Genomic DNA, 22,463 nt, shown 5'->3' with positions numbered 1-22,463 from the left:
CAGCCGGCTTCGTCGCTTCCGCGCCCGGCGGCCGTCCCGCGCCGGACTGCCGCAGGAACCGGGCCGAGGCGGCCGGCAGCGCGGACGGCGCTCCCCCACCACCACCCTGCTGTGTACAGCCACAAGACCGGAGACCGCATGAATCCGTCCCTGCCCCGCCCGGCCAAGCCCGACTACACCTCGGTGTTCATGGAACCCGCGTACTCCGGCGGCGAGCCGTACGAGAGGCCCGAGAACGACGACGAGAAGGGGGACGACGACGAGGACGCCCGGTAGCGGCGGTACGGCAGCAACGCCCCCGCCGGGACAAACCACCGCCCGCCCCCTGCCGGCCGTCCCGGCGGGGCCACTCGGCCGGCCCGGCCGCCGGATTCGTCCGGATGCAATGCACCCGTCACGCCCGTGCGGCAGAGTGGACGGTCGCACCGTCGGTGATCGGTGATCACCGGGAGGTTACGAGCGCAGGGGGCGACGTGCCATGACGGAGATCGACAGACGGCGACTGCTGGCGGCCGGCGGTGGGGTCGCGCTGGCCGCGGCGGTGGCGACGGCCTGCGGGTCCAACACCGGGCGGGGCGGCGGTGGTTCGGGGCCGGGGATCAGCCAGTGGTACCACCAGTACGGCGAGCCGGGCACCCAGCAGGCCGTGCAGCGGTATGCCGCCGCGTACAAGAAGGCCGAGGTGCGGGTGCAGTGGCGGCCGGGCGACTACGACCGGCAGACCGCGGCCGCGCTGCTGACCAGCTCCGGGCCGGATGTCTTCGAGGTCAACGGGCCGCTGCTGGACCAGATCCAGAGCGGACAGGTGGTCGATCTGACCGCCGAGGTCGAGCCGGTGAAGGACGACTTCCACCAGGCCGTACTCACTCCGAAGATCTGGCAGGACAAGGTCTGGGGCATCCCGCAGACCGTCGACATGCAGCTGCTCTACTACCGCAAGAGCCTGCTGAAGGAGGCCGGGGTCCGGCCGCCGCAGACGCTCGATGAGCTGGTGGACGGGGCGAAGAAGCTCAGCGGCAAGAAGACCAAGGGGCTGTTCCTGGGCAACGACGGCGGCGTCGGCGTGCTCGGCGGGACGCCGCTGTTCGCCGCCGGGCTGAGCCTGATCGATGTGGACGGCAAGGCCGGGTTCGACGATCCGGCGGCGGCCCGGGTGCTGGGGAAGATCCGGCAGTTGTACGCGGACAAGTCGTTGCTGCTGGGGGCGCCCACGGACTGGTCCGATCCGGCGGCGTTCCTCCAGGGGCTGACCGCGATGCAGTGGTCCGGGCTGTGGGCGCTGCCGCAGATCAAGAAGGCGCTGGGGGACGACTTCGGGGTGCTGCCGTTCCCGAAGGACGGGAGCGGCGGGGAACCGTCCGTTCCGGTGGGCGCCTACGGCTCGGCGGTGAGCGCGCGGAGCAGCCACATCAAGGAGGCCAAGGCCTTCGCGAAGTGGCTGTGGGTGGACCGGACCGACTTCCAGCAGGACTTCGCGCTGTCGTACGGCTTCCACATCCCGGCCCGGCTCTCGCTGGCGAGGAAGGCCGCGCAGCTGCGGGAGGGTCCGGCGGCGGACGCGGTGCGGTTCGTGACCGATCACGGCCATGCCGAGCCGCTGTTGTGGACGACGGCGGACCGTACGGCCTACCAGGACGCGCTGAGCCGGATCATCAAGGGCGGCGCCAACCCGGAGAGTGAGCTGAAGAGCGTGGTGCGCAAGGTCAATGCCGAGCTCCAGCGGGTCAGGAAGAAGTGACGGAGGGGACCGAAGGGGTGGCGGCGGCGGTCGCCACCACGCGGCGCCCCGCGACCGCCGTGACACCGGCCGTCCCGCGCCCCTCGTTCGGTGCCCGGCTGCTCGGTCCCCAGCGGCGGAATCTGTGGTTCTGGGTCTTCGTCGGACCGTTCGCCCTCGGGTTGGGGCTGTTCACCTACGTGCCGTTGGTGTGGAGCGTCTACCTCAGCTTCTTCGACGCGCACAACACGGTCAGTCCCTCCGGCGCGGACTTCGTCGGACTGGGCAACTACACGGCGATGCTGCGCGATCAGGCCTTTCTCGGCAGCCTGGGGACGTTCGCGCTGTTCACGGCGTTCATCGTGCCGGCCACCTACGCGCTGTCGCTGGCGCTGGCGCTGATGGTGAACCGGCTGCGCTTCGCCCAGGCGTTCTTCCGGTCGGTCTTCTTCCTGCCGACGGCCTGCTCGTATGTCGTCGCGGCGGTGATCTGGAAGCTGTCGCTCTTCAGCGGGGTGCGGTTCGGGCTGGCCAACACCGTGCTGGGGTGGTTCGGCGCGGACCAGACCGCCTGGCTGTCGACCACCGATCCGCCCTGGTACTGGCTGGTCATCGTGACCGTACGGCTCTGGTTGCAGGCAGGGTTCTACATGATCCTGTTTCTGGCCGGGCTGCAGCGGATCTCACCGCAGCTGTACGAGGCGGCGGCGGTGGACGGGGCGCGGCCCGGCTGGCAGACCTTCCGGCACATCACCTTCCCGCAGTTGCGCGCCACCTCCGTGGCGGTGGTGCTGCTGTTGGTGATCAATGCGTTCCAGGCCTTCGACGAGTTCTACAACCTGCTGAGCGATGCGCGCGGCTATCCGCCGTACGCCCGGCCGCCGTTGGTCTACCTCTACTACACGGCGCTCGGCCGGGATCAGAATCTCGGGCTGGGCAGCGCGGGCGCGGTGATTCTGGCGCTGATCATCGCGGTGGCGACGGTGGTGCAGGCCCGCTGGTTCGGCCTCGGCCGCAAGGAGGAGTGAGTACCCGTGGAGCACTCATGGAGCACCGATGCATGACGGAGCACTCAGGGAGCACCCATGCATGACGCGCTGACCAGGGCCGGGCGGGCGCTGCGGGTCGTCGTCCTGATCGCCCTCGCGCTGCTGTTCCTCATCCCCTTCTACCTCCTGGTGCGCAACGGTCTGGCCACGGAGCGGGACATCACGGCGCCCGACTGGACGTTCCTGCCGCACGCACCGCAGTGGTCGAACCTCACCGAGGTCTTCCGGGACCCGAACCTCCCCCTGGGGCGGGCACTGCTCAACTCGACGCTGATCGCGGTGTCGACGACCGTCGGCACGCTGCTGCCGGCCTCGCTCGCGGGATACGGCCTGGCCCGGATCCCGTACCGGCACGCCAACGCCGTCTTCTACGCAATCCTGGGGACGCTGATGGTCCCGGCGGCCGTGACGTTCGTCCCGAGCTTTGTGCTGGTGTCGACGCTCGGCTGGCTCTCGACGCTGCGCGGGCTGGTCATCCCCACGCTGTTCAGCGCCTTCGCCTGCTTCATCTTCCGGCAGTACTTCCTCGGCTTCCCCAAGGAGCTGGAGGATGCGGCGCGGGTCGACGGGCTCGGTTACTGGCGGACGTACTGGCGCATCGTGGTCCCCAACTCCCGCCCGGTGTTCGCCGCCGTCGGCACCATCGTCTTCATCGGCGCGTGGAACGCCTTCCTGTGGCCGCTGGTGATCGGGCAGGACCAGGAGGCCTGGACGGTGCAGGTCGCGCTGTCCACCTTCACCACCGCGCAGAACCTCAATCTGCATGAGCTGTTCGTGGCCGCGGCGGTCTCCATCGCCCCGTTGGTGGTGGTGTTCCTGCTGCTCCAGCGGTACATCGTCGCGGGGGTGGAGCGCAGCGGGATCGACGACTGAGGCGTCGGCGGCCGGCGTATGGGGTACGGTGCGTGGCATGAGCACGCAGTCGGACGTCCGTGAGGTGGAGCCGCGCCGTCGCGCTCCCCACGGCGAGTGCGCGCCCCGCGGTATGAGGTTCCTGCGCCGCCGCGGCCGGGTGGGGTCTCCCCCGGCCTGTTGTTCCTGTACGGCCTGAGGGTCTGACGGGCCGCGCGTCCCACAGCCTGACGCCTGACGGCCTGAGCCCGCCGGCCGGCTGCGCGTTCCTCCCTCCCCTCCCTCCCCTCCCCTCGCCTTCTCGCCTTCCAGGAGGACCCGTTGACGACCACACCCCTGCCCGTCCTGCGCCCCCACCGCATCCCCGCCGACGGCCTGTACGAAGGGCGGCGCATCCTGCGTCGTACGCCTGACGGCTGGGCGGAGCGGCCGTACGAACGGTTCGAGGTCGTACCGCAGGCAGCCACCATCGGGGCCGAAATCCGTGGACTGGACCTGTCGCGGCCGCTGTCCGGGGCGCTGCGCGCGGAGCTGAACCGGGCGCTGCTGGAGTGGAAGGTGCTGTTCTTCCGGGGGCAGCATCTGACCTCCGGGGAACAACGTGAATTCGCAAGCAATTGGGGGGAGTTGGAGAGCAATCCGTTGCTGGCGCAGGGTGATTCGAAGGATGTCGTCCGGTTCGACAAGGCGGCCGGCGGCGCCCCGACCTTCGAGAACGTATGGCACACGGATGTCACGTTCCGGGAACGTCCGGCCATGGGTGCGGTGTTGCAGCTGCGCGAGGTCCCGCCCTCGGGCGGCGACACCCTGTGGGCCGATATGGCGGCGGCATACGACAATTTGCCCAGGCAAATCAGGGAGCGCATCGACGGCGCACGGGCGGTGCACGACTATCTCCCGGGCTTCGCGCGCTTCTGCTCGGCGGTTCAACTCGCGCCATTCCAGGCCACGTTCCCGCCCGTGGAGCATCCGGTGGTGCGCCGGCACCCGGAGACCGGGCGGCGCATGCTGTTCGTCAATGCGTCGTTCACCACCCGGATCACCGGCCTGGAAGAGGCGGTGAGCGACCGGCTGTTGCGGCTGTTGTTCCAGCAGGCGCAGGTGCCGGAGTTTCAGGTGCGGTGGCGCTGGCAGGCCGGGGACATCGCGTTCTGGGACAACCGCGCCACCCAGCACTATGCGGTCAACGACTACGGGACGCACCGCCGGGTCGCCGAACGGGTCGCCATCGCGGGCGATCGTCCCCATTGAGCGGGCGCGGCACAGCTACCGCGCCCGACGCCCGCGTCACGCCCGGCCCGCGCGCCTCACGTCAACCGCTCGTACGCCGCCTCCTCCACCGAGCGCGCGCCGCGCAACAGGGCCGCGCCCAGCGGGGTGAGGGTGTGCAGCACGGCGTTGCCCTGCCGCAGGGTGAGCAGCAGCCCGGCGTCGCGCAGCACGGTCGCGTGCTGACTGGCGGAGGCCAGCGAGACATCGGCCCGGCGGGCGAGTTCGCTGGTCGTGCAGCCGACGCCGATGCGCTGGAGGATCGCGGAGCGGGTCTGGCCGACCAGTCGGCCCAGGGAACGCTCGGGCGCGACCTGCGGGGTGAGCCGCGGCGCCGGGTGCTCCACGGGGTAGACCAGGACCGGCGTCAGCTCGGGGTTGTGGAAGGTGACGGGCGTGCGCCGGCAGAAGTACGACGGCAGCAGCAACAGCCCCCGGCCGTTGAGATGGAGGTCGCGGTCCACCGGATAGTCGCACTCCAGGACGGGCGAGCGCCAGCGCATCATCGGCGGCAGCGAGGCCAGCAGCCGGTCCGCGCCGCCGTCGAGCAGCGCCCGGCCGCGGGCGGCCCGGTCGGCCTCTATTCGGCCCTGGACGCGCGCCCAGTACGGGGCGACGGCCGCCTCGTAATAGCGCTGGAGAATCCCGGCGAGCCGGCCGAGGACACGGGTGTCGCCCTCCGCCATCTCCCGCATCCACGAAGGGAACGGGCGGGAGGCCGCGGCGAGCCGGGTGAGTTCCTCGTGCAGCCGGCCGGCCGGCGTCTCGCGCAGTGCGGCGAGCGCGTCGGTCATGCCGAGCAGCCCTTCGGCGGGCGTCAGGAAATCCGGAAAATAGCCGCGCGTGGGCACCAGCGGTGCCAGCAGCCGCGCTTCGCCATTCAACCTTCCCCGTGTTTCCGATCGCCATTTGCCGAACGCCGAATCGTCCCGTCTGTCACGTAGCCGGTGAAAGCTTAAGACGGTCTCCCACAGTGCGTCCGGGCGTGCCGCAATGCGCACACGGGCCAGATCGAGTCCACTGAAATGGACGCGTAACACCGAACCCCCACCTCTGGTTTCTCAGTCGGCCCCCGGCACGCCTGAGTATGCACGCCAACACGCGCGGTTACCATGCCCTTTTGGCCAGACTTGAAAGTGCTCGCGCCACCGGGCACCGGCAGGAATGCTTGTACTCAATTCGACGGCGGCACGGACGGACCGGATTGCTCGATCCCGTGGGGGGTGATGGGCAAGGAACCGGCCGCTCGGCAGCCCCGTTGAAGGCCGCACCCCGCGCCGACCGGGGTGACGGCAGCTCCCGAGGGGGGAGTCCGGAGAAAAGCGAGGGCGGCACCTCCGCACAGGTGCCGCCCTCGTTGGGGTTCCGGAGCCGCCGGCCAGGCGGCTGAGGGTTGGTGCCCCGCCGACGGCTCCGGTGGTCAATTCCGGCCACCGCGGGCGCACTGGCGCCCACGGTGACCGCTCGGATCAGCGGCTGTCGCTGCCCTTCGACTCGGCGGCCGCGCGGCCCGCCTCCAGCCGTGCGACCGGGATACGGAACGGCGAGCAGGAGACGTAGTCCAGGCCGGCCTCGTGGAAGAAGTGCACCGACTCCGGGTCACCGCCGTGCTCACCGCAGACACCGAGCTTGAGGTCCGGGCGGGTGGCCCGGCCGGCTGCCGCGGCGTTGCGGACCAGCGAGCCCACGCCGTCCTTGTCGATGGTCTCGAACGGGCTGACGCCGAAGATGCCCTTCTCCAGGTACGCGGTGAAGAAGCTCGCCTCGACGTCGTCGCGGGAGAAGCCCCAGACGGTCTGCGTGAGGTCGTTCGTACCGAAGGAGAAGAAGTCGGCGGACTCCGCGATCTGACCGGCCGTGAGGGCGGCGCGGGGCAGCTCGATCATCGTGCCGAGGGTGAGCTTGAGGTCGACGCCGTGCGCCTTCTCGACCTCGGCGATGACCTGCTCGGCCTCCTCGCGGACGATCTCCAGCTCCTGGACGGTGCCGACCAGCGGAATCATGATCTCCGCGCGCGGGTCGCCCTTGGCGTTCTTGCGCTCGGCGGCCGCCTCGGCGATCGCCCGCACCTGCATCGCGAACAGACCGGGGATGACCAGGCCCAGGCGTACGCCGCGCAGACCCAGCATCGGGTTCTGCTCGTGCAGCTTGTGCACGGCCTGCAGGAGGCGCAGGTCGTTCTCGTTGGCGTCCTTGCGGGCCTCGGCGAGCGCGACCCGGACCGACAGCTCGGTGATGTCGGGCAGGAACTCGTGCAGCGGCGGGTCCAGCAGCCGAACCGTCACCGGGAGTCCGTCCATCGACTCGAACAGCTCGATGAAGTCGGACTTCTGGAGCGGCAGCAGCTCGCTGAGCGCGGCGTCCCGGTCGGTCTCGGTGTCGGCCAGGATGAGGCGCTCGACCATCTCGCGGCGCTCACCGAGGAACATGTGCTCGGTGCGGCACAGGCCGATGCCCTGGGCGCCGAACCGGCGGGCGCGGCCGGCGTCCTCGGCGTTGTCGGCGTTGGCCCGTACGCGCAGCCGGCGCACCCGGTCCGCGTACGCCATGATCCGGTGGACGGCCTTGACCAGCTCGTCCGCGTCGTCGGCGCCGGCGTGCATCCGGCCCTCGAAGTACTCCACGACCGGGGACGGCACGACCGGCACCTCGCCGGCGTAGACCTTGCCGGTGGAGCCGTCGATGGAGACCACGTCGCCCTCCTCGATGACGTGCCCGTCCTGAGTCGTCATCCGGCGGGACTTGGTGTCGACCTCCAGCTCCTCGGCGCCGCAGACACAGGTCTTGCCCATGCCGCGGGCGACGACGGCGGCGTGCGAGGTCTTGCCGCCGCGGGAGGTGAGGATGCCCTCGGCGGCGATCATGCCGTTGAGGTCGTCGGGGTTGGTCTCCCGGCGGATCAGGATGACCTTCTCGCCGGAGCGCGACCACTTGACGGCGGTGTACGAGTCGAAGACGGCCTTGCCGACCGCCGCGCCCGGGGAGGCGGCGATGCCGCGGCCGATCATCTCGGACTTCGCGCCCAGGTCGAAGCGGGGGAACATCAGCTGCGCCAGCTGCGCGCCGTTGACCCGCTGGAGGGCCTCGGCCTCGTCGATCAGGCCCTGGTCGACGAGCTGGGTGGCGATCCGGAAGGCGGCACCGGCGGTGCGCTTGCCGACCCGGGTCTGCAGCATCCACAGCTTGCCGCGCTCGATGGTGAACTCGATGTCGCACAGGTCCTTGTAGTGCGTTTCGAGCGTCTCCATGATCTGCATCAGCTCGTCGTACGACGCCTTGTCGATCTGCTCCAGGTCCGCGAGCGGGACCGTGTTGCGGATACCGGCGACGACGTCCTCACCCTGCGCGTTCTGCAGGTAGTCGCCGTAGACGCCCTGCTGGCCGCTGGCGGGGTCGCGGGTGAAGGCGACGCCGGTGCCGGAGTCGGGACCGAGGTTGCCGAAGACCATGGAGCAGACGTTGACGGCCGTGCCGAGGTCGCCGGGGATGCGCTCCTGGCGGCGGTAGAGCTTGGCACGGTCGGTGTTCCACGAGTCGAAGACCGCGCGCACCGCGAGGTCCATCTGCTCGCGGGGCTCCTGCGGGAAGTCGCGGCCCGTCTCCTTGGAGACGATGTCCTTGAAGTGCGCGACCAGGCCCTGGAGGTCCTTGGCGTCGAGGTCGATGTCGACGCGGACGCCCTTGGCCTGCTTGGCCTCCTCCAGCGCCTCCTCGAAGAGCTCACCGTCGACGCCCAGCACGGTCTTGCCGAACATCTGGATGAGGCGGCGGTAGGAGTCCCACGCGAAGCGCTCGTCACCGGCCTGCGCGGCGAGGCCGGAAACCGATGCATCGGACAGGCCGATGTTGAGCACGGTGTCCATCATGCCGGGCATGGAGAACTTCGCCCCGGAACGGACCGATACCAGCAGCGGGTCATCGGCCTGACCGAGCTTCTTGCCCATCTTCTTCTCAAGGGCCTCAAGGTGCTCGGAGACCTCGGCACGCAGTGCCGCGGGCTCACTGCCGCTGTCGAGGTAGACCTTGCAGGCTTCGGTGGTGATGGTGAAGCCGGGAGGGACGGGAAGTCCCAGGTTGGTCATCTCGGCAAGGTTCGCTCCCTTGCCACCCAAGAGGTCCTTGAGGTCCTTGTTGCCCTCGGTGAAGTCGTACACGAACTTCGCGGAGGAAGGCTGGGATACGTGGGGATCTTGTGTTTCCGGCACGGCACTGACTCCTCGCCGACGGGCTGCCCTGACGGCGAGGAACATACCCAGATCGAAGGCGTCTGGGTACGTCCACTTGGTCGACATACCCGTGTAACCAGTCGTCCGCCAGCAGATCGAAAGTGATCATGCGTTTGGACCACACTTCATTACCTGAATGCACCATTCCAATGCGTAGCGAAACTGAGGACCCATGCTACGCAACGCGACGATTGGGTTCATTATTCGAACAGATGGAGCGTGGCACCGGGTGCCACCATTGGAGAGATGGAGCCCCTTGTGGGGTGCTCATCTGAGCGCACCCTCTATCAGGGGTGGCGAGAATCACGCGCTCATGTGTGACCAGGTTCCATCATTTGGACCCTCCGCGACTGTGTGATCAAGGAATGCGTCCACCAGCTCGCGTGCCCGTTGCCGACCACGGAGCACCGAGCGTCAGTATCAGGCCATAGTCCTCGGCCGCCCGGGAACTCCACCTCGGCATCCGGGTTCGTATACCGCTCGGCCGGCACGACGAGCGATTCGTCGAGCTCAAAGGCAGTTCCCGGACGGCGCGGGCCGCGACCCGGCCGGCCCGTATGACCCGCTCTACCTCTTGGCGCGCCGGCCGCTGCGCCGTGGCCGGGGCTGGGCGCCGTCCAGCAGTTCCAGGCGCCGCTCCGCGCCGCGGGTCTCGACCTGGACGACGACCCGGCGCAGCAGATCCGCCAGGTCCAGGGCCTCGTCGTCGCTCAACGCCTCGGTGACGAAGACCTCTTCGGCGTTGAACTCCGGGAGGATCCGGGCCATCAGCCGCTCCCCCTCGGGCGTCGGCGCGAGCAGGGCGAGCCGCCCGTCGGCCGGGTGGACCTTGCGTTCCAGCAGGCCACGGCTTTGCAGGGTGCGGGCCACGCCGGTGAGCGTGCCCTTGGAGATGCCGGCCTCCTCGGCGACCCGGCGGGTCTCCCGCTCGCCCCCGATCCAGACCACCCACAGCACGACGAAGGCGGTCCAGGTCAGCTCGGCGTCGCGCAGGACGGAGTTCTCGAAGTGCTGCCGTACGGCGGCCGCGGCGCGGTAGAGGTTCGCGACCGCGGCCATCTGCTCATGGTGGAGCGGGGTCTCGCCGAGTTTGGCCTGGACCGCCTTCTCCGTGTCCGCAGGGGAACGGTGCCCGCTCACCACAGCTTCTCCCTCGGTGTCGTCGCGCTCCACACGCTGCCGTGCCGGGCGTCGCCCGCGGCCGTGGGTGGGGCCGGCCGCGGGCGGTATCCCGTACGGAGCCAAACGGTAGCGCGGTTCCACCGGTCCGCCCGCGTTCCGTACTGCGACACGCCCTGGACTGCGCCGAAGGCACGGGGGGTGAACCGGGGGCCGGGGCGGCGAGTCGGGCAGGACGACCGGTCAGCCGCCGATCATGCCGTCTGCCGGTCTGCCGGTCGGCCCGTCAGCCGCCCGACGTGTCCAGTTCGGCGTCCGCGTCCACGCCCGCGCAGTCGTACGGGTCGTCCAGCCAGCCGTCCGGCAGGACGACGCGGTTGCGGCCCGACGTGCGGCCCCGCGGGCCGTCCGCGCCCAGCGGCCACGGCTGGTCGAGGTCCAGCTCCGACAGCAGCGCGTCCAGCTCGTCGAGGGAGGAGGTGACCGCGAGACTGCGGCGCATCTCGGAGCCGATCGAGAAGCCCTTGGTGTACCAGGCGACGTGCTTCCGGAAGTCGATCACGCCGCGGGTCTCGTCGCCGATCCACTCGCCGAGCAGCGTGGCGTGCCGCAGCATCACCGCCGCGACCTCCTTGAGGGTGGGCTGCGCGTAGGTGCCCGTGCCCTCGAAGGCCGCCACCAGATCGCCGAACAGCCACGGCCGTCCCAGGCAGCCGCGGCCCACGACCACCCCGTCGCAGCCGGTCTCGCGCATCATCCGCTGCGCGTCGTCGGCCGACCAGATGTCGCCGTTGCCGAGCACCGGGATCTCCGGGACGTGCTCCTTGAGACGTGCGATGGCATCCCAGTCGGCGGTGCCGCCGTAGTGCTGGGACGCCGTCCGGCCGTGCAGTGCGATCGCCGTGATGCCCTCCTCGACCGCGATCCGCCCCGCGTCGAGGTAGGTGAGGTGATCGTCGTCGATGCCCTTGCGCATCTTCATCGTCACCGGCAGTGCCCCCGCGTTCGCCACCGCCTCGCGCAGGATCGAGCGCAGCAGATTCCGCTTGTACGGCAGCGCCGAGCCGCCGCCCTTGCGGGTCACCTTCGGGACCGGGCAGCCGAAGTTCAGATCGATGTGGTCGGCGAGGTCCTCCTCCGCGATCATGCGGGCGGCCTTGCCGACGGTGTCCGGGTCGACGCCGTACAGCTGGATCGAGCGCGGCTTCTCCGTCTCGTCGAAGTGGATCAGCTGCATGGTCTTCTCGTTGCGCTCGACCAGCGCCCGCGTCGTGATCATCTCGCTGACGAACAGCCCCTTGCCGGCGCTGAACTCCCGGCACAGCGTCCGGAACGGGGCATTCGTGATCCCGGCCATCGGCGCGAGGACCACGGGCGGCTGCACCGCGTGCGGACCGATCTGCAGGAGAGTCATGGCGGCGATACCTTCGGCTTTCTTCGGCTTCCGTTGGCGGGACGGGCGGGGCGGGCGGGCCGCGGCCGTACGGGGCGAGCGGCCGCTGCGACCTCCCATTGTCGCGCACCTCGCGAGTGGCCCCGCCGGGACCGGGCGACCGGGATGGTTGTAACGTTCAAGAATGTCTGAGCTCGGCCGTCGACGGCGTCTTCTCGTGCTGGCGATCTGCTGTATGAGCCTGCTGATCGTCAGCCTCGACGCCACCATCCTGAATGTCGCCCTGCCCTCCATCCAGCATGATCTGCACGCCTCGGTCTCCGGTATGCAGTGGACGATCGACGCCTACACCCTGGTCATGGCGTCGCTGCTGATGCTGTCCGGCTCCATGGCCGACCGGCTGGGCCGGCGCCGGGTCTTCATGGTCGGGCTGGTCGTCTTCGCGCTCGGCTCGCTGCTGTGCAGTCTGGCGCCCGGCCTGGGGTGGCTGGTGGTCTTCCGGATGGTGCAGGCGGTCGGCGGCTCGATGCTCAACCCCGTCGCGATGTCGATCATCACCAACACCTTCACCGAGCCGCGGGAGCGGGCGCGCGCCATCGGCGTGTGGGGCGGGGTCGTCGGCATCAGCATGGCGGCCGGGCCGGTGGTCGGGGGGCTGCTGGTGCAGAGCGTCGGCTGGCGCTCGATCTTCTGGATCAACGTCCCGATCGGTGCGCTCGCGCTCTTCCTGACCCTGCGCTACGTCCCCGAGTCGCGCGCCCCCAGGCCGCGGCGGGTCGACCCGGTCGGCCAGTTGCTGGTGATCACGCTGCTCGGCTCGCTGACGTACGCGATCATTGAAGCCCCGAACGCCGGCTGGACATCCCCGCAGATCCTGGTGTTCGTGCTGGTGGCACTGGGATCCCTGGCCGGTCTGCTCGCTTATGAGCGGCGCCGCGAGGAACCCCTCCTCGATCTGCGGTTCTTCCACAGCGCGCCGTTCAGCGGGGCCACGGTCGTGGCGGTCTGCGCCTTCGCCGCGCTCGCCGGCTTCCTCTTCATCAACACGCTGTATTTGCAGAACATCCGCGGGCTGTCCGCCTTGGACGCCGGGCTCTACATGCTCCCCATGGCAGGGATGACGCTGATCTTCGCACCGGTGTCGGGCCGGCTGGTGGGCAGCCACGGGCCACGGCCGTCGCTGCTGTGCGCGGGTACGGCGATGGGGGCCAGCGGGGTGCTCTTCGCGGCCTTCGGCGCCCAGTCGACCAATGCGCTGATGTTCACCGGCTATGTCCTGTTCGGCATCGGATTCGGCCTGGTCAACGCGCCGATCACGAACACCGCGGTGTCCGGTATGCCGCGCACCCAGGCCGGCGTGGCCGCCGCCGTCGCCTCCACCAGCAGGCAGGTCGGGCAGTCGCTCGGCGTCGCGGTGATCGGCGCCGTACTGGCGGGCGGGGCGCATGCCACCGCCACTACGGACGCCTTCCTCGCGGCCGCCCGCCCGGCCTGGTGGATCATCGCCGGCTGCGGCGCGGCCGTACTGCTGCTGGGCGTGCTGACGACGGGACGGTGGGCGCAGGAGACGGCCCGCCGCACGGCGGCACTGTTCGACGACGGCGTGACGCGGGGGCCGGGGCAGGGGCAGGGGAAGGGGCAGGGGGCGACGGACGCTCGGCCGTAGTGGCGCACGGCCGTGGAGACGCACGGCGTGGAGACGCACGGCGTGAAGACGCACGGCCGTAGGCGGGCACAGCGCCCTCTTCTCCCCCACGGCGAGCGCCTCCCCCGTACTCACCCCACAGCGAGCGCCGTCAGCTCCGCCAACTGCTCCAGCCGCTCCCGGGACGTCTCGTCCACGGGGGTGTAGGAGAGCAGCTTGGGGCCGGGGTTGGGTCCCGTCCACAGGCTCGTGGCGGACAGCTGGAGCACGCCCACCCGGGGATGCCGGAAGACCTTGACCGCGCTGACCGGGCGGAGGACCTCGTGCTGCGCCCAGATCTCACGGAACTCCGGCGACGCCTCCGTCAGCCGCGCGACCAGCGCCTTCCACGCCGGCTCCGCGACATGCTCGGCCATCGACGCCCGGAACTTGGCGGCCATCACCCGCATCGTGGCGTCCAGATCGACCACGCTCGCCCGCCACTCGGGGTGGGTGAACGCCAGCCACATGCAGTTGCGGTCCTCTTCGGGCAGCGCGTCGAGATCGCACATCAGGCGGCTGTACGTGCTGTTGTAGGCGAGGATGTCGAACCGGCTGTTCTGGAGGACCGCGGGGAACGGTTCGAGCTGGCGCAGGACCTGCCGCAGCGCGGGCGTCACGGTCGTGCACTCCCTGCCGGGCGTCGGGTCCACCGCCCCCGCCAGCGCGAACAGATGGCTGCGCTCGGCGCGGTCGAGCAGCAGCGCCCGGGCCACCGCGTCCAGGACCTGCGGCGACACATGGATGTCCCGGGCCTGTTCGAGCCAGGTGTACCAGGTGACCCCGACCGCCCCCAGGTGCGCGACCTCCTCGCGGCGCAGGCCGGGGGTACGGCGGCGGGCGCCCCGCGGCAGCCCGACCTGTTCGGGGGTGATCCGCTCCCGGCGGCTGCGCAGAAAGGCGGCCAACTCGGCCCGGCGGGCGGTGTTGTCCCGCGGGGCGGTCACGGGAACGGGACCAGCGGCAGGCCGCGTCGCGGTCACGGGGCCCGAGCCGGGGCCGGAACCGAGGCCTGTGGCAGGCTGCGTGGCGGTCACATGCAGGGTCATGGGTCCAGCGTGCCGCAGGCCCAAGCCGGTTGCCAGGTAGAGCTGGTACCAGGATAAGAACACTCTGGTACCCGGCTGGGCGGTCGACGATCGTCGAGTCCGTGAGCACTACGCCAGCACAGACGACCACCACGGAAGCCCCGTCCGCCACCCCCGGTGCGCCGGCCGCGGCCCTTGCCGCCACCGCGGCCGAGGCCGCATCGCCTCCGGCCGCGGCCGCTCCGGCGGCGCCGACCACACCCCGGCCCGCCCCGCAACAGCACCGCACCCCGCCCGTATTGACCCCGCTCGGCCTGCTGACGGTGCTGCTGGGGGCGGCGCTCCCGATGATCGACTTCTTCATCGTCAACGTCGCCCTGCCGACCATCGACCACGATCTGCAGGCAGGCCCGGCGATGCTGGAGATGGTGGTGGCCGGTTACGGCGTCGCCTACGCCATGCTGCTGGTCCTCGGCGGCCGGCTCGGCGACATGGTCGGCCGCCGCCGGCTGTTCCTGTGGGGGCTGGCCGCCTTCGGCGTGACCTCGCTGGCCTGCGGCCTTGCTCCGGACGCCTGGACGCTGGTGGCCGCCCGGGTCGCCCAGGGCGCCGCGTCCGCGCTGCTGCTGCCGCAGGTCCTGGCCACGATCCAGGCGACGACGACGGGCAAGCAGCGGGCCAGGGCCGTCAGCCTGTACGGCGGTACGGCGGGGGTCTCCAGCGCCGTCGGCCAGGTACTCGGCGGTCTGCTGGTCTCCGTGGATCTGGCGGGCACCGGCTGGCGCGCGGTGTTCCTGGTGAACGTCCCGATAGCCGCCGCGGCCTGGCTGCTGGCCGCCCGTACGGTCCCCGAGACCCGCTCCCCGCACCCGTCCAGGGTGGACGGCCCCGGCACCGCACTGCTCGCCGTCACGCTGCTCACCCTGCTGCTGCCGCTGACCGAGGGCCGGGCGGCCGGCTGGCCGCTGTGGTCCTGGATCCTGCTGGCCGTCTGCCCCGTCGCCGCCACCGCGTTCGCGCTCGTCGAGCGCCGGGCCGAGCGCCTCGGCCGTACGCCGCTGGTCCCGCCGTCGCTGCTGCGCATCCCCTCCGTGAACAGCGGTCTCACCATGATCGTGCCGTTCACGCTGGGCTTCGGCGGCTTCATGTTCGTCATCGCCGTCGCGCTCCAGAACGGCCTGCATTACGGTCCGTTCGCGGCCGGGCTGTCCCTGGCGCCGCTGTGCCTCGCCTTCTTCCTCGCCTCGCTCGCCGGTCCGCGGCTGGTGCTGCGGTTCGGGCGGCGGGTGGTGCTCGCCGGTTCGCTGATCCAGGGCGCCGGGCTGATCACCCTGGCCCTGACCGTCCAGGCGGGTTGGCCGGAGATCTCGGTGGCCGGACTCGCGCCGAGCATGACGGTACTGGGCTTCGGACAGGGCCTGTTGCTGCCGGTCCTGCTGCGCATCGTGCTGAGCGAACTGCCGGTGGCGCAGGCGGGCGTGGGCGGCGGGGTCATGGTCACGACCCAGCAGTCCGGCATGGCCCTGGGCGTGGCCACCCTCGGCACCCTCTTCCTTTCGCTGCTGCCGTCCGCCGGCATCCGCGACGCCCTGCTCACCGCCCTCCTGACACAGCTGGCGATCGTGGCGGGCACGACCCTGCTCGCACTGCGTCTGCCGCGGACGGTGCGCTGATCCGCTCGCGCCTGCGCTGGCCTGTCTGACCCGTACTGACCCGTACTGATCCGCGCTGATCCGCGCTGATCCGCGCTGATCCGCGCTGATCCGCGCCGACCTGCGCGAAGGCGGGAATCGGGGGCGGACGACGGAAGCCGGATTCACGCATGACGGCTGACAGATATTGAAATCTGTCAGCCGTCATGTCATGGTGAATACACGGCGGCACTCGGCGGGATGGTGGCCAAGCTCCCCATTCCGCCCCCATTCCGCTCCACTCGTCCCCACATCCACTCGCCCCTCCAGGAGCACGCAGTGCAGACCCGCACCCTGGGCACCAGCGGCCCACAGACCTCCGCCCTCGGCCTCGGCTGCATGGGCATGTCCGCCCTCTACGGCGACAGCGACCGCGCCGAGTCCATCGCCACCATCCATGCCGCCCTCGAAGCGGGCATCACCCTGCTCGACACCGGCGACTTCTACGGCATGGGCCACAACGAACTGCTGATCAACGAGGCGCTGCGCACCGCCCCCGCCGCGGCCCGCGAACGGGCGCTGACCAGCGTCAAGTTCGGCGCCCTGCGCACCGTCGAAGGCGGCTTCAACGGCTACGACGGCCGACCGAACGCGGTGAAGAACTTCGTCGCGTACTCCCTCCAGCGCCTGGGCACCGACCACATCGACATCTACCGGATCGCCCGGATCGACCCGGACGTCCCGGTCGAGGAGACCGTCGGCGCCCTCGCCGAGCTGGTCGAGGCCGGGCACGTCCGGCACATCGGCCTGTCCGAGGTCGGCGCCGAGACGCTGCGCCGGGCCGCGGCCGTCGCCCCGATCTCCGACCTCCAGATCGAGTACTCCCTCATCTCCCGCGGCATCGAGGAGGCGATCCTGCCCACCGCCCGTGAGCTGGGCATCGGCATCACCGCGTACGGCGTCCTGTCCCGCGGCCTGATCAGCGGCCACTTCAGCCGCGACCGCAAGCTCGCCCCGAATGACTTCCGCGGCATGAGTCCGCGCTTCCAGGGCGAGAACCTCGACCGAAATCTCGATCTGGTGGACGCCCTGCGCAAGATTGCCGAGCAGAAGGGAGTCTCGGTCGCACAGACTGCCATCGCCTGGGTGCTCTCCCGCGGCGAGGACATCGTCCCGCTGGTCGGCGCCCGCCGCCGCGACCGCCTGGCCGAGGCGCTCGGCTCCCTGGACGTCACGCTGGATGCCGACGATCTGACCGCGATCGAGCACGCCATCCCGGCCGGCGCCGCCGCAGGCGACCGGTATCCCGCCGGGCAGATGGCCCATCTGGACAGCGAGCGCTGAGCACCGGCCCGAGGTCCGCCTGGCCAGCGCCCTCCGGGCCGGCGTGCGGACCACCCAGGCCAGGTGGCCGACAGGCGCTCGGCAACGCCGGACACCGAGTGAGCGGCGGAGCGGGTACGGGCAACGGCCAGGTACCGTCCGTACAAGTCGTCGGGTCCCGTCCTTCCGCCCGCCCGTCCTTCCGTCCGCTCTCCTCGAAAGGCCGCCCGCCCCATGCCCCCCGAAACGCTGACCCCCGAGCGCATCCTCGAAGCCACCGAGGAGGTGCTGCGCCGCTACGGACCCGCCAAGGCCACGGTCGTGGACGTGGCGCGCGCGCTGGGTGTCAGTCATGGCAGCGTGTACCGCCACTTCCGCACCAAGGCGGCGCTGCGGGAAGCGGTCACGGCGCGCTGGCTGGACCGTACGAGCCAGGAGCTGTCGGTCATCGTCACCGAAGAGGGCCCGGCTCCGGAGCGGCTGGACCGCTGGCTGACCGCCCTCTTCGAAGCCAAGCGTCACAAGGCCGGTGACGATCCCGAACTCTTCGCCACCTATATGACGTTGATCGGCGAGGCCGGCGGCGTGGTCGACCGCCACATCACCGATCTCGAAGCCCAGCTCACCACCCTCATCGAAGCCGGCGTCAGCCAAGGCGCGTTCCACACCCCGTCCCCCGCCACCACGGCCCGCGCCGTGTTCGACGCCACCGGCCGTTTCCACGACCCGTGTTACGCCGCCGAGTGGTCCCGCCCCGAGATCGCCGACGACTTCGACGCCGTCCGCCACCTGGTCCTGCGGGGCCTGCGCGGCTGACGCAGTGGGCACAGCTGCGTCAGCTGTGGCAGCTGCGCAGTTGGCGATGCGCCCTCCGGGGCCACGCCGGAGCCCGCGCTGCGTCAGGGCCGCGCCGGAGCCCGCCCTACCTCGGGGTCGCGCCGGAGCCCGCCCCACCTCGGAGCCGCCCGGTGCCCGCCCTACCCGCCCACCCCCAGGAAGTGCAGCACCGCCAGCACCCGGCGGTGGTCGGCGTCCGCCTTCGGCAGGTCCAGCTTGGCCAAGATGTTGTTGATGTGCTTGGCCACCGCGCTCTCGCTCACCACCAGCTGGGCGGCGATGCCCGCGTTGGAGCGGCCCTCGGCCATCAGGGCGAGGACGTCCCGTTCACGGGCGGTCAGCCGTTCCAGCGGATCGCTGGCCCGGCGTACCAGCAGCTGGGCGACGACCTGGGGGTCCAGCGCGGTGCCGCCGTCCGCCACCCTCCGTAGGGCCTCGATGAACTCCTCGACGTCCGCGACCCGTTGCTTGAGGAGATAGCCGACGCCGCTGGTGTTCGTCGCGAGCAGATCGGCCGCATACCGCTCCTCGACGTACTGGGAAAGGATCAACACCGCGGTGTCGGGCCGTTGCCGGCGGATCGACAGGGCCGCACGCACCCCCTCGTCGGTGAAGCCGGGCGGCATCCGGACGTCCACCACCGCGAGCTCGGGCCGGTGCTCCTCCACCGCCGCCAGCAGCTCCTGCGCGTCCCCCGCCTCGGCCACCACCTCGAACCCGGCCATCTCCACCACCTTGACCAGCCCGATCCGCAGCAGCACGGAGTCCTCGGCGATCACGGCACGCCGCACCTCGGGCACAGCACGCTTCACATCAGGCACGGCAGCTCCACGCTCATCATGGTCGGGCCCCCCACGGGGCTGCTCATCCGGAAGGTTCCGTCCACGGACCACACGCGTTGGGCGAGCCCCTTCAGACCGCTCCCCTTGGACGGATCGGCGCCGCCCACGCCGTCGTCGGCGACCACCACCCGGAGTATCTCGCCGAGCCGGGTGACCGTCACCTCGGCCCGGGTCGCTTCCCGCGCATGCTTGGCGATGTTCGTCAGCGCCTCGGAGACGACGAAGTAGGCCACCGCCTCCACCGCCGGCGCCGTCCGCTGCGGCAGATCCGGCGGCAGATCCACCCGCAGCCGTACGGGCAGCGGCGCGCGGGCCGCGAGCCCCGACAGCGCGGCATCCAGCCCCAGTTCGTCCAGTACGGCCGGATGGAGCCCGCGCACCAGGCTGTTGAGCTCCTCGATGGCGTCCTTCGCCTCGCGGTGTGCGGCATCGATGACCTCTCGTACCTCCGGCGGCAGATCCGTCAGCGTCGCCTTGGCCAGCCCCAGGTTCAACGCCAGGGAAACCAGCCGCTGTTGTGCGCCGTCATGCAGATCGCGCTCGATGCGCCGGCGCTCCGCGTCGGCGGCGTCCACCGCTCCGGCCCGGCTCGCGGTGAGGTCCTCGACCCGCCGCGCCAGCTCGTCGGACCGGCTCACGCCCAGTACCGCCCGCCCGACCAGGATCTCCAGCCGGACGAGCCCCGCGGCCAGACCCGGTACCGCGGCGAGCGCCACCAGGCCCGCCACGGTGAGGTAGGCGGCCGTGGTGGTGTAGCCGCGATGCTCGACCCGCCACTGCCACGGGACGAGCCAGACCCACACCAGGACCAGCGCTGCCGCCAGCGCCGCCAACAGCAGTGCCAGCAGCAGGAATTCCAGCACTCCGAGCAGCGGACCGATCAGCAAGTTGTAGCCGAACTGCCGCTTGGCTCCCGTGAACCGCAGCCGCGGCAGCTCCACACCGCACAGCGTCCGGAACCGCCAGCGCTGCGGCTCGGTCAGTCCCACGCCCGCGACGATCAGCAGCGGAACCGAGAACGCCAGCACCACCGGCGTCTCGGGATCCGGGTCGTAGACGGTGCCGAGGAGCAGCATCACCACCCAGAAGTGCAGCAGCAGCGGGACGAGATGCAGCGTCAACCCGGCAGCTGTGAAGGCGATGTCACGTCGCAGGCGAACGAGAGCCCGGCGCAGCCGGGGTGGGATGGTCATGATCCAACCGTATGGCGCCCTTCCCGCGGCGGCCATGACAACAGGGTCCGTCGTGGGGGTGTAGCTGGTGCCACCCCGAGTCGGACAGCGGCGTTACTGACGGTGGCCCGCGAAATCCGGAGTGTTGACGACGAGCCCGACGGCCGGGTTCACGACTCCGGAAGAGACCCGATCCATGACCCTCGTTGCCTTCAACTCCCCTCCCGGCAAGGGAAGTTACCTGACCGTCCGGGCGGCCCGCGGCGCCGTACGGCGTGCCGCGCCGGCCCGCTGGCAGGGCCGGATCCTGACCGGCGCCGGACTCGCCCTCCTCCCCTGGCTCGGTTACCTCGCCGGCACCCTCCCGCCCGCCGAGGCCGCCGCCTGGGTCGCCCTCGACGCCCTGGAGGCCGCCGCCCTCCTCGCCGCCGGCCACCGGCTGCTGCGGGGCGACACCCGGCACCGGGCACCCGCAGCCGCCGCGGCGGCCCTCCTCCTCGCTGACGCCTGCATCGACCTGGCCACCGCCGCCCCCGGCCAGGAACTGGCCACCGCCATAGCCATGGCCGTCGGCGCGGAACTCCCCCTGGCGGCCCTGTGCGCGGCGCTCGCCGTACGCCCGACGCCGGAGCATTAAGGGCGGCCACGGAACCTAGGGCACGGCCGAACAGAACCCGTAGGGGTCGCGACGGCCCCCTCGGGGCCCACAACGTGCAGGCTCACCGGGGATATTCCGGCAGGCAAGGGACCCCACAACGCCCCGCCCCCACAAAGCCCTCGCCCTCGCCCCCACCCCGCGCCACCCTCACACAAAGCCGATGCCGGGCCCCCTCAAAGGGGACCCGGCATCGGTCAGAAATTCAGCTGCCTACAGCCGACGACCACTACCTCAGCAGCCGAGCAGCCGCGCGCCCAGGTAGGCCTGGATCTGGTCCAGGCTGACCCGCTCCTGCTTCATGGTGTCGCGCTCGCGCACGGTCACCGCGTTGTCGTCCAGGGTGTCGAAGTCGACCGTGACGCAGAACGGGGTGCCGATCTCGTCCTGGCGGCGGTAGCGGCGGCCGATCGCGCCCGCGTCGTCGAACTCGATGTTCCAGTTCTTGCGCAGGTCCGCGGCGAGGCCCTTGGCCTTCGGCGACAGCTGCGGGTTGCGGGACAGCGGCAGCACCGCGACCTTGACCGGCGCCAGGCGCGGGTCGAGGCGCATGACGGTGCGCTTCTCCATCTTGCCCTTGGCGTTGGGCGCCTCGTCCTCGATGTACGCGTCGAGCATGAAGGCGAGCATCGCGCGGTTCACACCGGCGGCCGGCTCGATGACGTACGGAGTCCAGCGCTCGCCGGCCTCCTGGTCGAAGTAGGAAAGGTCCTGGCCGGAGGCCTTGGCGTGCGCCGAGAGGTCGTAGTCGGTGCGGTTGGCCACGCCCTCCAGCTCGGAGAACTCGGTGCCGCCGAAGTTGAAGCGGTACTCGATGTCAGCGGTGCGCTTGGAGTAGTGCGAGAGCTTCTCGGCCGGGTGCTCGAACCAGCGGATGTTCTCCTCGCGGATGCCGAGGTCGCGGTACCAGTTCCACCGCTCGGCCATCCAGTACTCCTGCCACTTCTCGTCCTCGCCCGGCTTGACGAAGAACTCCATCTCCATCTGCTCGAACTCACGGGTCCGGAAGATGAAGTTGCCGGGCGTGATCTCGTTGCGGAAGGACTTGCCCATCTGCGCGATGCCGAACGGCGGCTTCTTGCGGGAAGTCTGCTGCACCTGGGCGAAGTTGGTGAAGATGCCCTGCGCGGTCTCGGGGCGCAGGTACGCGACCGAGGCGGTGTCCTGGGACGGGCCGAGGTGCGTGGAGAGCAGGCCGGAGAACTGCTTGGGCTCGGTGAAGCCGCCCTTGTTGCCGCAGTGCGGGCAGTTGACGTCGGCGAGACCGTTCTCGGGGAGCCGGCCGTGCTTGGCCTCGTACGCCTCCTCCAGGTGGTCCGCGCGGAAGCGCTTGTGGCAGGAGGTGCACTCGGTCAGCGGGTCGGTGAACGTGGCGACGTGGCCGGACGCCTGCCAGACCTCGGGGGCCAGGATCACCGACGAGTCGAGACCGACGACGTCCTCACGGGAGGTGACCATGGCGCGCCACCACTGACGCTTGATGTTCTCCTTGAGCTCGACGCCCAGCGGGCCGTAATCCCAGGCAGCGCGGGAGCCGCCGTAGATCTCACTGCAGGGGTAGACGAAGCCACGGCGCTTGCTCAGGCTGACGATGGTATCGATCTTGTCGGCGGCCACGGTGCTCTCTTCATTACGACGACGAACGATGGACGGGCGGCGCCCTGGC

General features: G+C 70.6%; 18 protein-coding genes. 10 read left to right on the top strand and 8 right to left on the bottom strand.

Annotation, left to right across the window (positions count from 1 at the left end):
- Nucleotides 1–138 precede the first annotated feature (138 nt).
- The 5 genes from EST54_RS34070 (at nucleotide 139) to EST54_RS16525 (ending at nucleotide 4,869) form a co-directional block, all read left to right on the top strand.
- Nucleotides 139–276, top strand: a complete 138-nt coding sequence (locus EST54_RS34070; protein WP_154074021.1) for a hypothetical protein — start codon at nucleotides 139–141, stop codon at nucleotides 274–276.
- A gap of 202 nt (nucleotides 277–478) precedes the next feature.
- On the top strand, nucleotides 479–1,738 hold the full coding sequence (locus tag EST54_RS16540; RefSeq protein ID WP_129248399.1) for an ABC transporter substrate-binding protein: 1,260 nt from the start codon (nucleotides 479–481) through the stop codon (nucleotides 1,736–1,738).
- 59 nt (nucleotides 1,739–1,797) lie between these two features.
- Nucleotides 1,798–2,745: a carbohydrate ABC transporter permease gene (locus tag EST54_RS16535; RefSeq protein ID WP_167511552.1), complete on the top strand. Its 948-nt coding sequence runs from the start codon at nucleotides 1,798–1,800 to the stop codon at nucleotides 2,743–2,745.
- Nucleotides 2,746–2,802: 57 nt separating this feature from the next.
- On the top strand, nucleotides 2,803–3,639 hold the full coding sequence (locus EST54_RS16530; RefSeq protein WP_129248398.1) for a carbohydrate ABC transporter permease: 837 nt from the start codon (nucleotides 2,803–2,805) through the stop codon (nucleotides 3,637–3,639).
- 300 nt (nucleotides 3,640–3,939) lie between these two features.
- Nucleotides 3,940–4,869 (top strand): TauD/TfdA dioxygenase family protein, encoded by a 930-nt coding sequence (locus tag EST54_RS16525; protein ID WP_129248397.1) that lies wholly within the window; start codon nucleotides 3,940–3,942, stop codon nucleotides 4,867–4,869.
- A gap of 56 nt (nucleotides 4,870–4,925) precedes the next feature.
- On the opposite strand, the gene EST54_RS16520 is transcribed toward EST54_RS16525, so the two are convergent.
- The 4 genes from EST54_RS16520 to dusB all read right to left on the bottom strand — a co-directional run bounded on the left by EST54_RS16520 (nucleotide 4,926) and on the right by dusB (nucleotide 11,646).
- Complete coding sequence (locus EST54_RS16520; protein WP_129248396.1) at nucleotides 4,926–5,771, bottom strand: ArsR/SmtB family transcription factor; 846 nt, start codon at nucleotides 5,769–5,771, stop codon at nucleotides 4,926–4,928.
- A 585-nt stretch (nucleotides 5,772–6,356) separates the two neighbouring features.
- Nucleotides 6,357–9,137 (bottom strand): pyruvate, phosphate dikinase, encoded by a 2,781-nt coding sequence (ppdK, locus tag EST54_RS16515; protein ID WP_372448102.1) that lies wholly within the window; start codon nucleotides 9,135–9,137, stop codon nucleotides 6,357–6,359.
- A 543-nt stretch (nucleotides 9,138–9,680) separates the two neighbouring features.
- Nucleotides 9,681–10,253, bottom strand: coding sequence for a MarR family winged helix-turn-helix transcriptional regulator (locus EST54_RS16510; protein ID WP_167511551.1), 573 nt, complete (start codon nucleotides 10,251–10,253; stop codon nucleotides 9,681–9,683).
- Nucleotides 10,254–10,518: 265 nt separating this feature from the next.
- Nucleotides 10,519–11,646, bottom strand: a complete 1,128-nt coding sequence (gene dusB / locus EST54_RS16505) for a tRNA dihydrouridine synthase DusB (RefSeq protein WP_093483130.1) — start codon at nucleotides 11,644–11,646, stop codon at nucleotides 10,519–10,521.
- A gap of 163 nt (nucleotides 11,647–11,809) precedes the next feature.
- On the opposite strand from dusB, the gene EST54_RS16500 reads away from it, so the two are divergent.
- On the top strand, nucleotides 11,810–13,291 hold the full coding sequence (locus EST54_RS16500; RefSeq protein WP_129248393.1) for an MFS transporter: 1,482 nt from the start codon (nucleotides 11,810–11,812) through the stop codon (nucleotides 13,289–13,291).
- A gap of 110 nt (nucleotides 13,292–13,401) precedes the next feature.
- Here EST54_RS16500 and EST54_RS16495 read toward each other — a convergent pair whose 3' ends face one another.
- The gene (locus EST54_RS16495) at nucleotides 13,402–14,256 is read right to left on the bottom strand and encodes a helix-turn-helix transcriptional regulator (protein ID WP_129248392.1); all 855 of its coding nucleotides are present in this window, start codon (nucleotides 14,254–14,256) and stop codon (nucleotides 13,402–13,404) included.
- Between the two features lie 203 nt (nucleotides 14,257–14,459).
- On the opposite strand from EST54_RS16495, the gene EST54_RS16490 reads away from it, so the two are divergent.
- The 3 genes from EST54_RS16490 (at nucleotide 14,460) to EST54_RS16480 (ending at nucleotide 18,107) form a co-directional block, all read left to right on the top strand.
- The gene (locus EST54_RS16490; RefSeq protein ID WP_129248391.1) at nucleotides 14,460–16,010 is read left to right on the top strand and encodes an MFS transporter; all 1,551 of its coding nucleotides are present in this window, start codon (nucleotides 14,460–14,462) and stop codon (nucleotides 16,008–16,010) included.
- 297 nt (nucleotides 16,011–16,307) lie between these two features.
- Nucleotides 16,308–17,312, top strand: coding sequence for an aldo/keto reductase (locus tag EST54_RS16485; protein ID WP_129248390.1), 1,005 nt, complete (start codon nucleotides 16,308–16,310; stop codon nucleotides 17,310–17,312).
- Between the two features lie 213 nt (nucleotides 17,313–17,525).
- Nucleotides 17,526–18,107 carry a TetR family transcriptional regulator gene (locus EST54_RS16480; protein WP_129248389.1) on the top strand — a complete coding sequence of 194 codons (582 nt, stop codon included), beginning with the start codon at nucleotides 17,526–17,528 and terminating at the stop codon, nucleotides 18,105–18,107.
- 161 nt (nucleotides 18,108–18,268) lie between these two features.
- Here EST54_RS16480 and EST54_RS16475 read toward each other — a convergent pair whose 3' ends face one another.
- Together EST54_RS16475 and EST54_RS16470 are read right to left on the bottom strand one after the other, a co-directional pair.
- On the bottom strand, nucleotides 18,269–18,907 hold the full coding sequence (locus tag EST54_RS16475) for a response regulator (protein ID WP_129248405.1): 639 nt from the start codon (nucleotides 18,905–18,907) through the stop codon (nucleotides 18,269–18,271).
- 29 nt (nucleotides 18,908–18,936) lie between these two features.
- A complete protein-coding gene (locus EST54_RS16470) occupies nucleotides 18,937–20,163 on the bottom strand; it encodes a sensor histidine kinase (protein ID WP_129248388.1) in 1,227 nt (408 codons plus the stop codon).
- Nucleotides 20,164–20,338: 175 nt separating this feature from the next.
- On the opposite strand from EST54_RS16470, the gene EST54_RS16465 reads away from it, so the two are divergent.
- The gene (locus EST54_RS16465) at nucleotides 20,339–20,779 is read left to right on the top strand and encodes a hypothetical protein (protein ID WP_129248387.1); all 441 of its coding nucleotides are present in this window, start codon (nucleotides 20,339–20,341) and stop codon (nucleotides 20,777–20,779) included.
- A 252-nt stretch (nucleotides 20,780–21,031) separates the two neighbouring features.
- Here EST54_RS16465 and EST54_RS16460 read toward each other — a convergent pair whose 3' ends face one another.
- Nucleotides 21,032–22,414 (bottom strand): glycine--tRNA ligase, encoded by a 1,383-nt coding sequence (locus EST54_RS16460; RefSeq protein WP_129248386.1) that lies wholly within the window; start codon nucleotides 22,412–22,414, stop codon nucleotides 21,032–21,034.
- Between the last annotated feature and the right edge of the window lie 49 nt (nucleotides 22,415–22,463).

It is taken from the genome of Streptomyces sioyaensis, assembly GCF_004122735.1.
Classification (GTDB): domain Bacteria; phylum Actinomycetota; class Actinomycetes; order Streptomycetales; family Streptomycetaceae; genus Streptomyces; species Streptomyces sioyaensis.
This window is presented reverse-complemented; position numbering and strand designations above follow the sequence as displayed.

Bases quoted from the DNA above. Each gene is read 5' to 3' on its own strand.
- EST54_RS34070 (WP_154074021.1), top strand. From the start codon at position 139: ATGAATCCGTCCCTGCCCCGCCCGGCCAAGCCCGACTACACCTCGGTG.
- EST54_RS16540 (WP_129248399.1), top strand. From the start codon at position 479: ATGACGGAGATCGACAGACGGCGACTGCTGGCGGCCGGCGGTGGGGTC.
- EST54_RS16530 (WP_129248398.1), top strand. From the start codon at position 2,803: ATGCATGACGCGCTGACCAGGGCCGGGCGGGCGCTGCGGGTCGTCGTC.
- ppdK (WP_372448102.1), bottom strand. From the start codon at position 9,137: ATGTTCCTCGCCGTCAGGGCAGCCCGTCGGCGAGGAGTCAGTGCCGTG.
- dusB (WP_093483130.1), bottom strand. From the start codon at position 11,646: ATGACTCTCCTGCAGATCGGTCCGCACGCGGTGCAGCCGCCCGTGGTC.
- EST54_RS16500 (WP_129248393.1), top strand. From the start codon at position 11,810: ATGTCTGAGCTCGGCCGTCGACGGCGTCTTCTCGTGCTGGCGATCTGC.
- EST54_RS16480 (WP_129248389.1), top strand. From the start codon at position 17,526: ATGCCCCCCGAAACGCTGACCCCCGAGCGCATCCTCGAAGCCACCGAG.
- EST54_RS16470 (WP_129248388.1), bottom strand. From the start codon at position 20,163: ATGACCATCCCACCCCGGCTGCGCCGGGCTCTCGTTCGCCTGCGACGT.
- EST54_RS16465 (WP_129248387.1), top strand. From the start codon at position 20,339: ATGACCCTCGTTGCCTTCAACTCCCCTCCCGGCAAGGGAAGTTACCTG.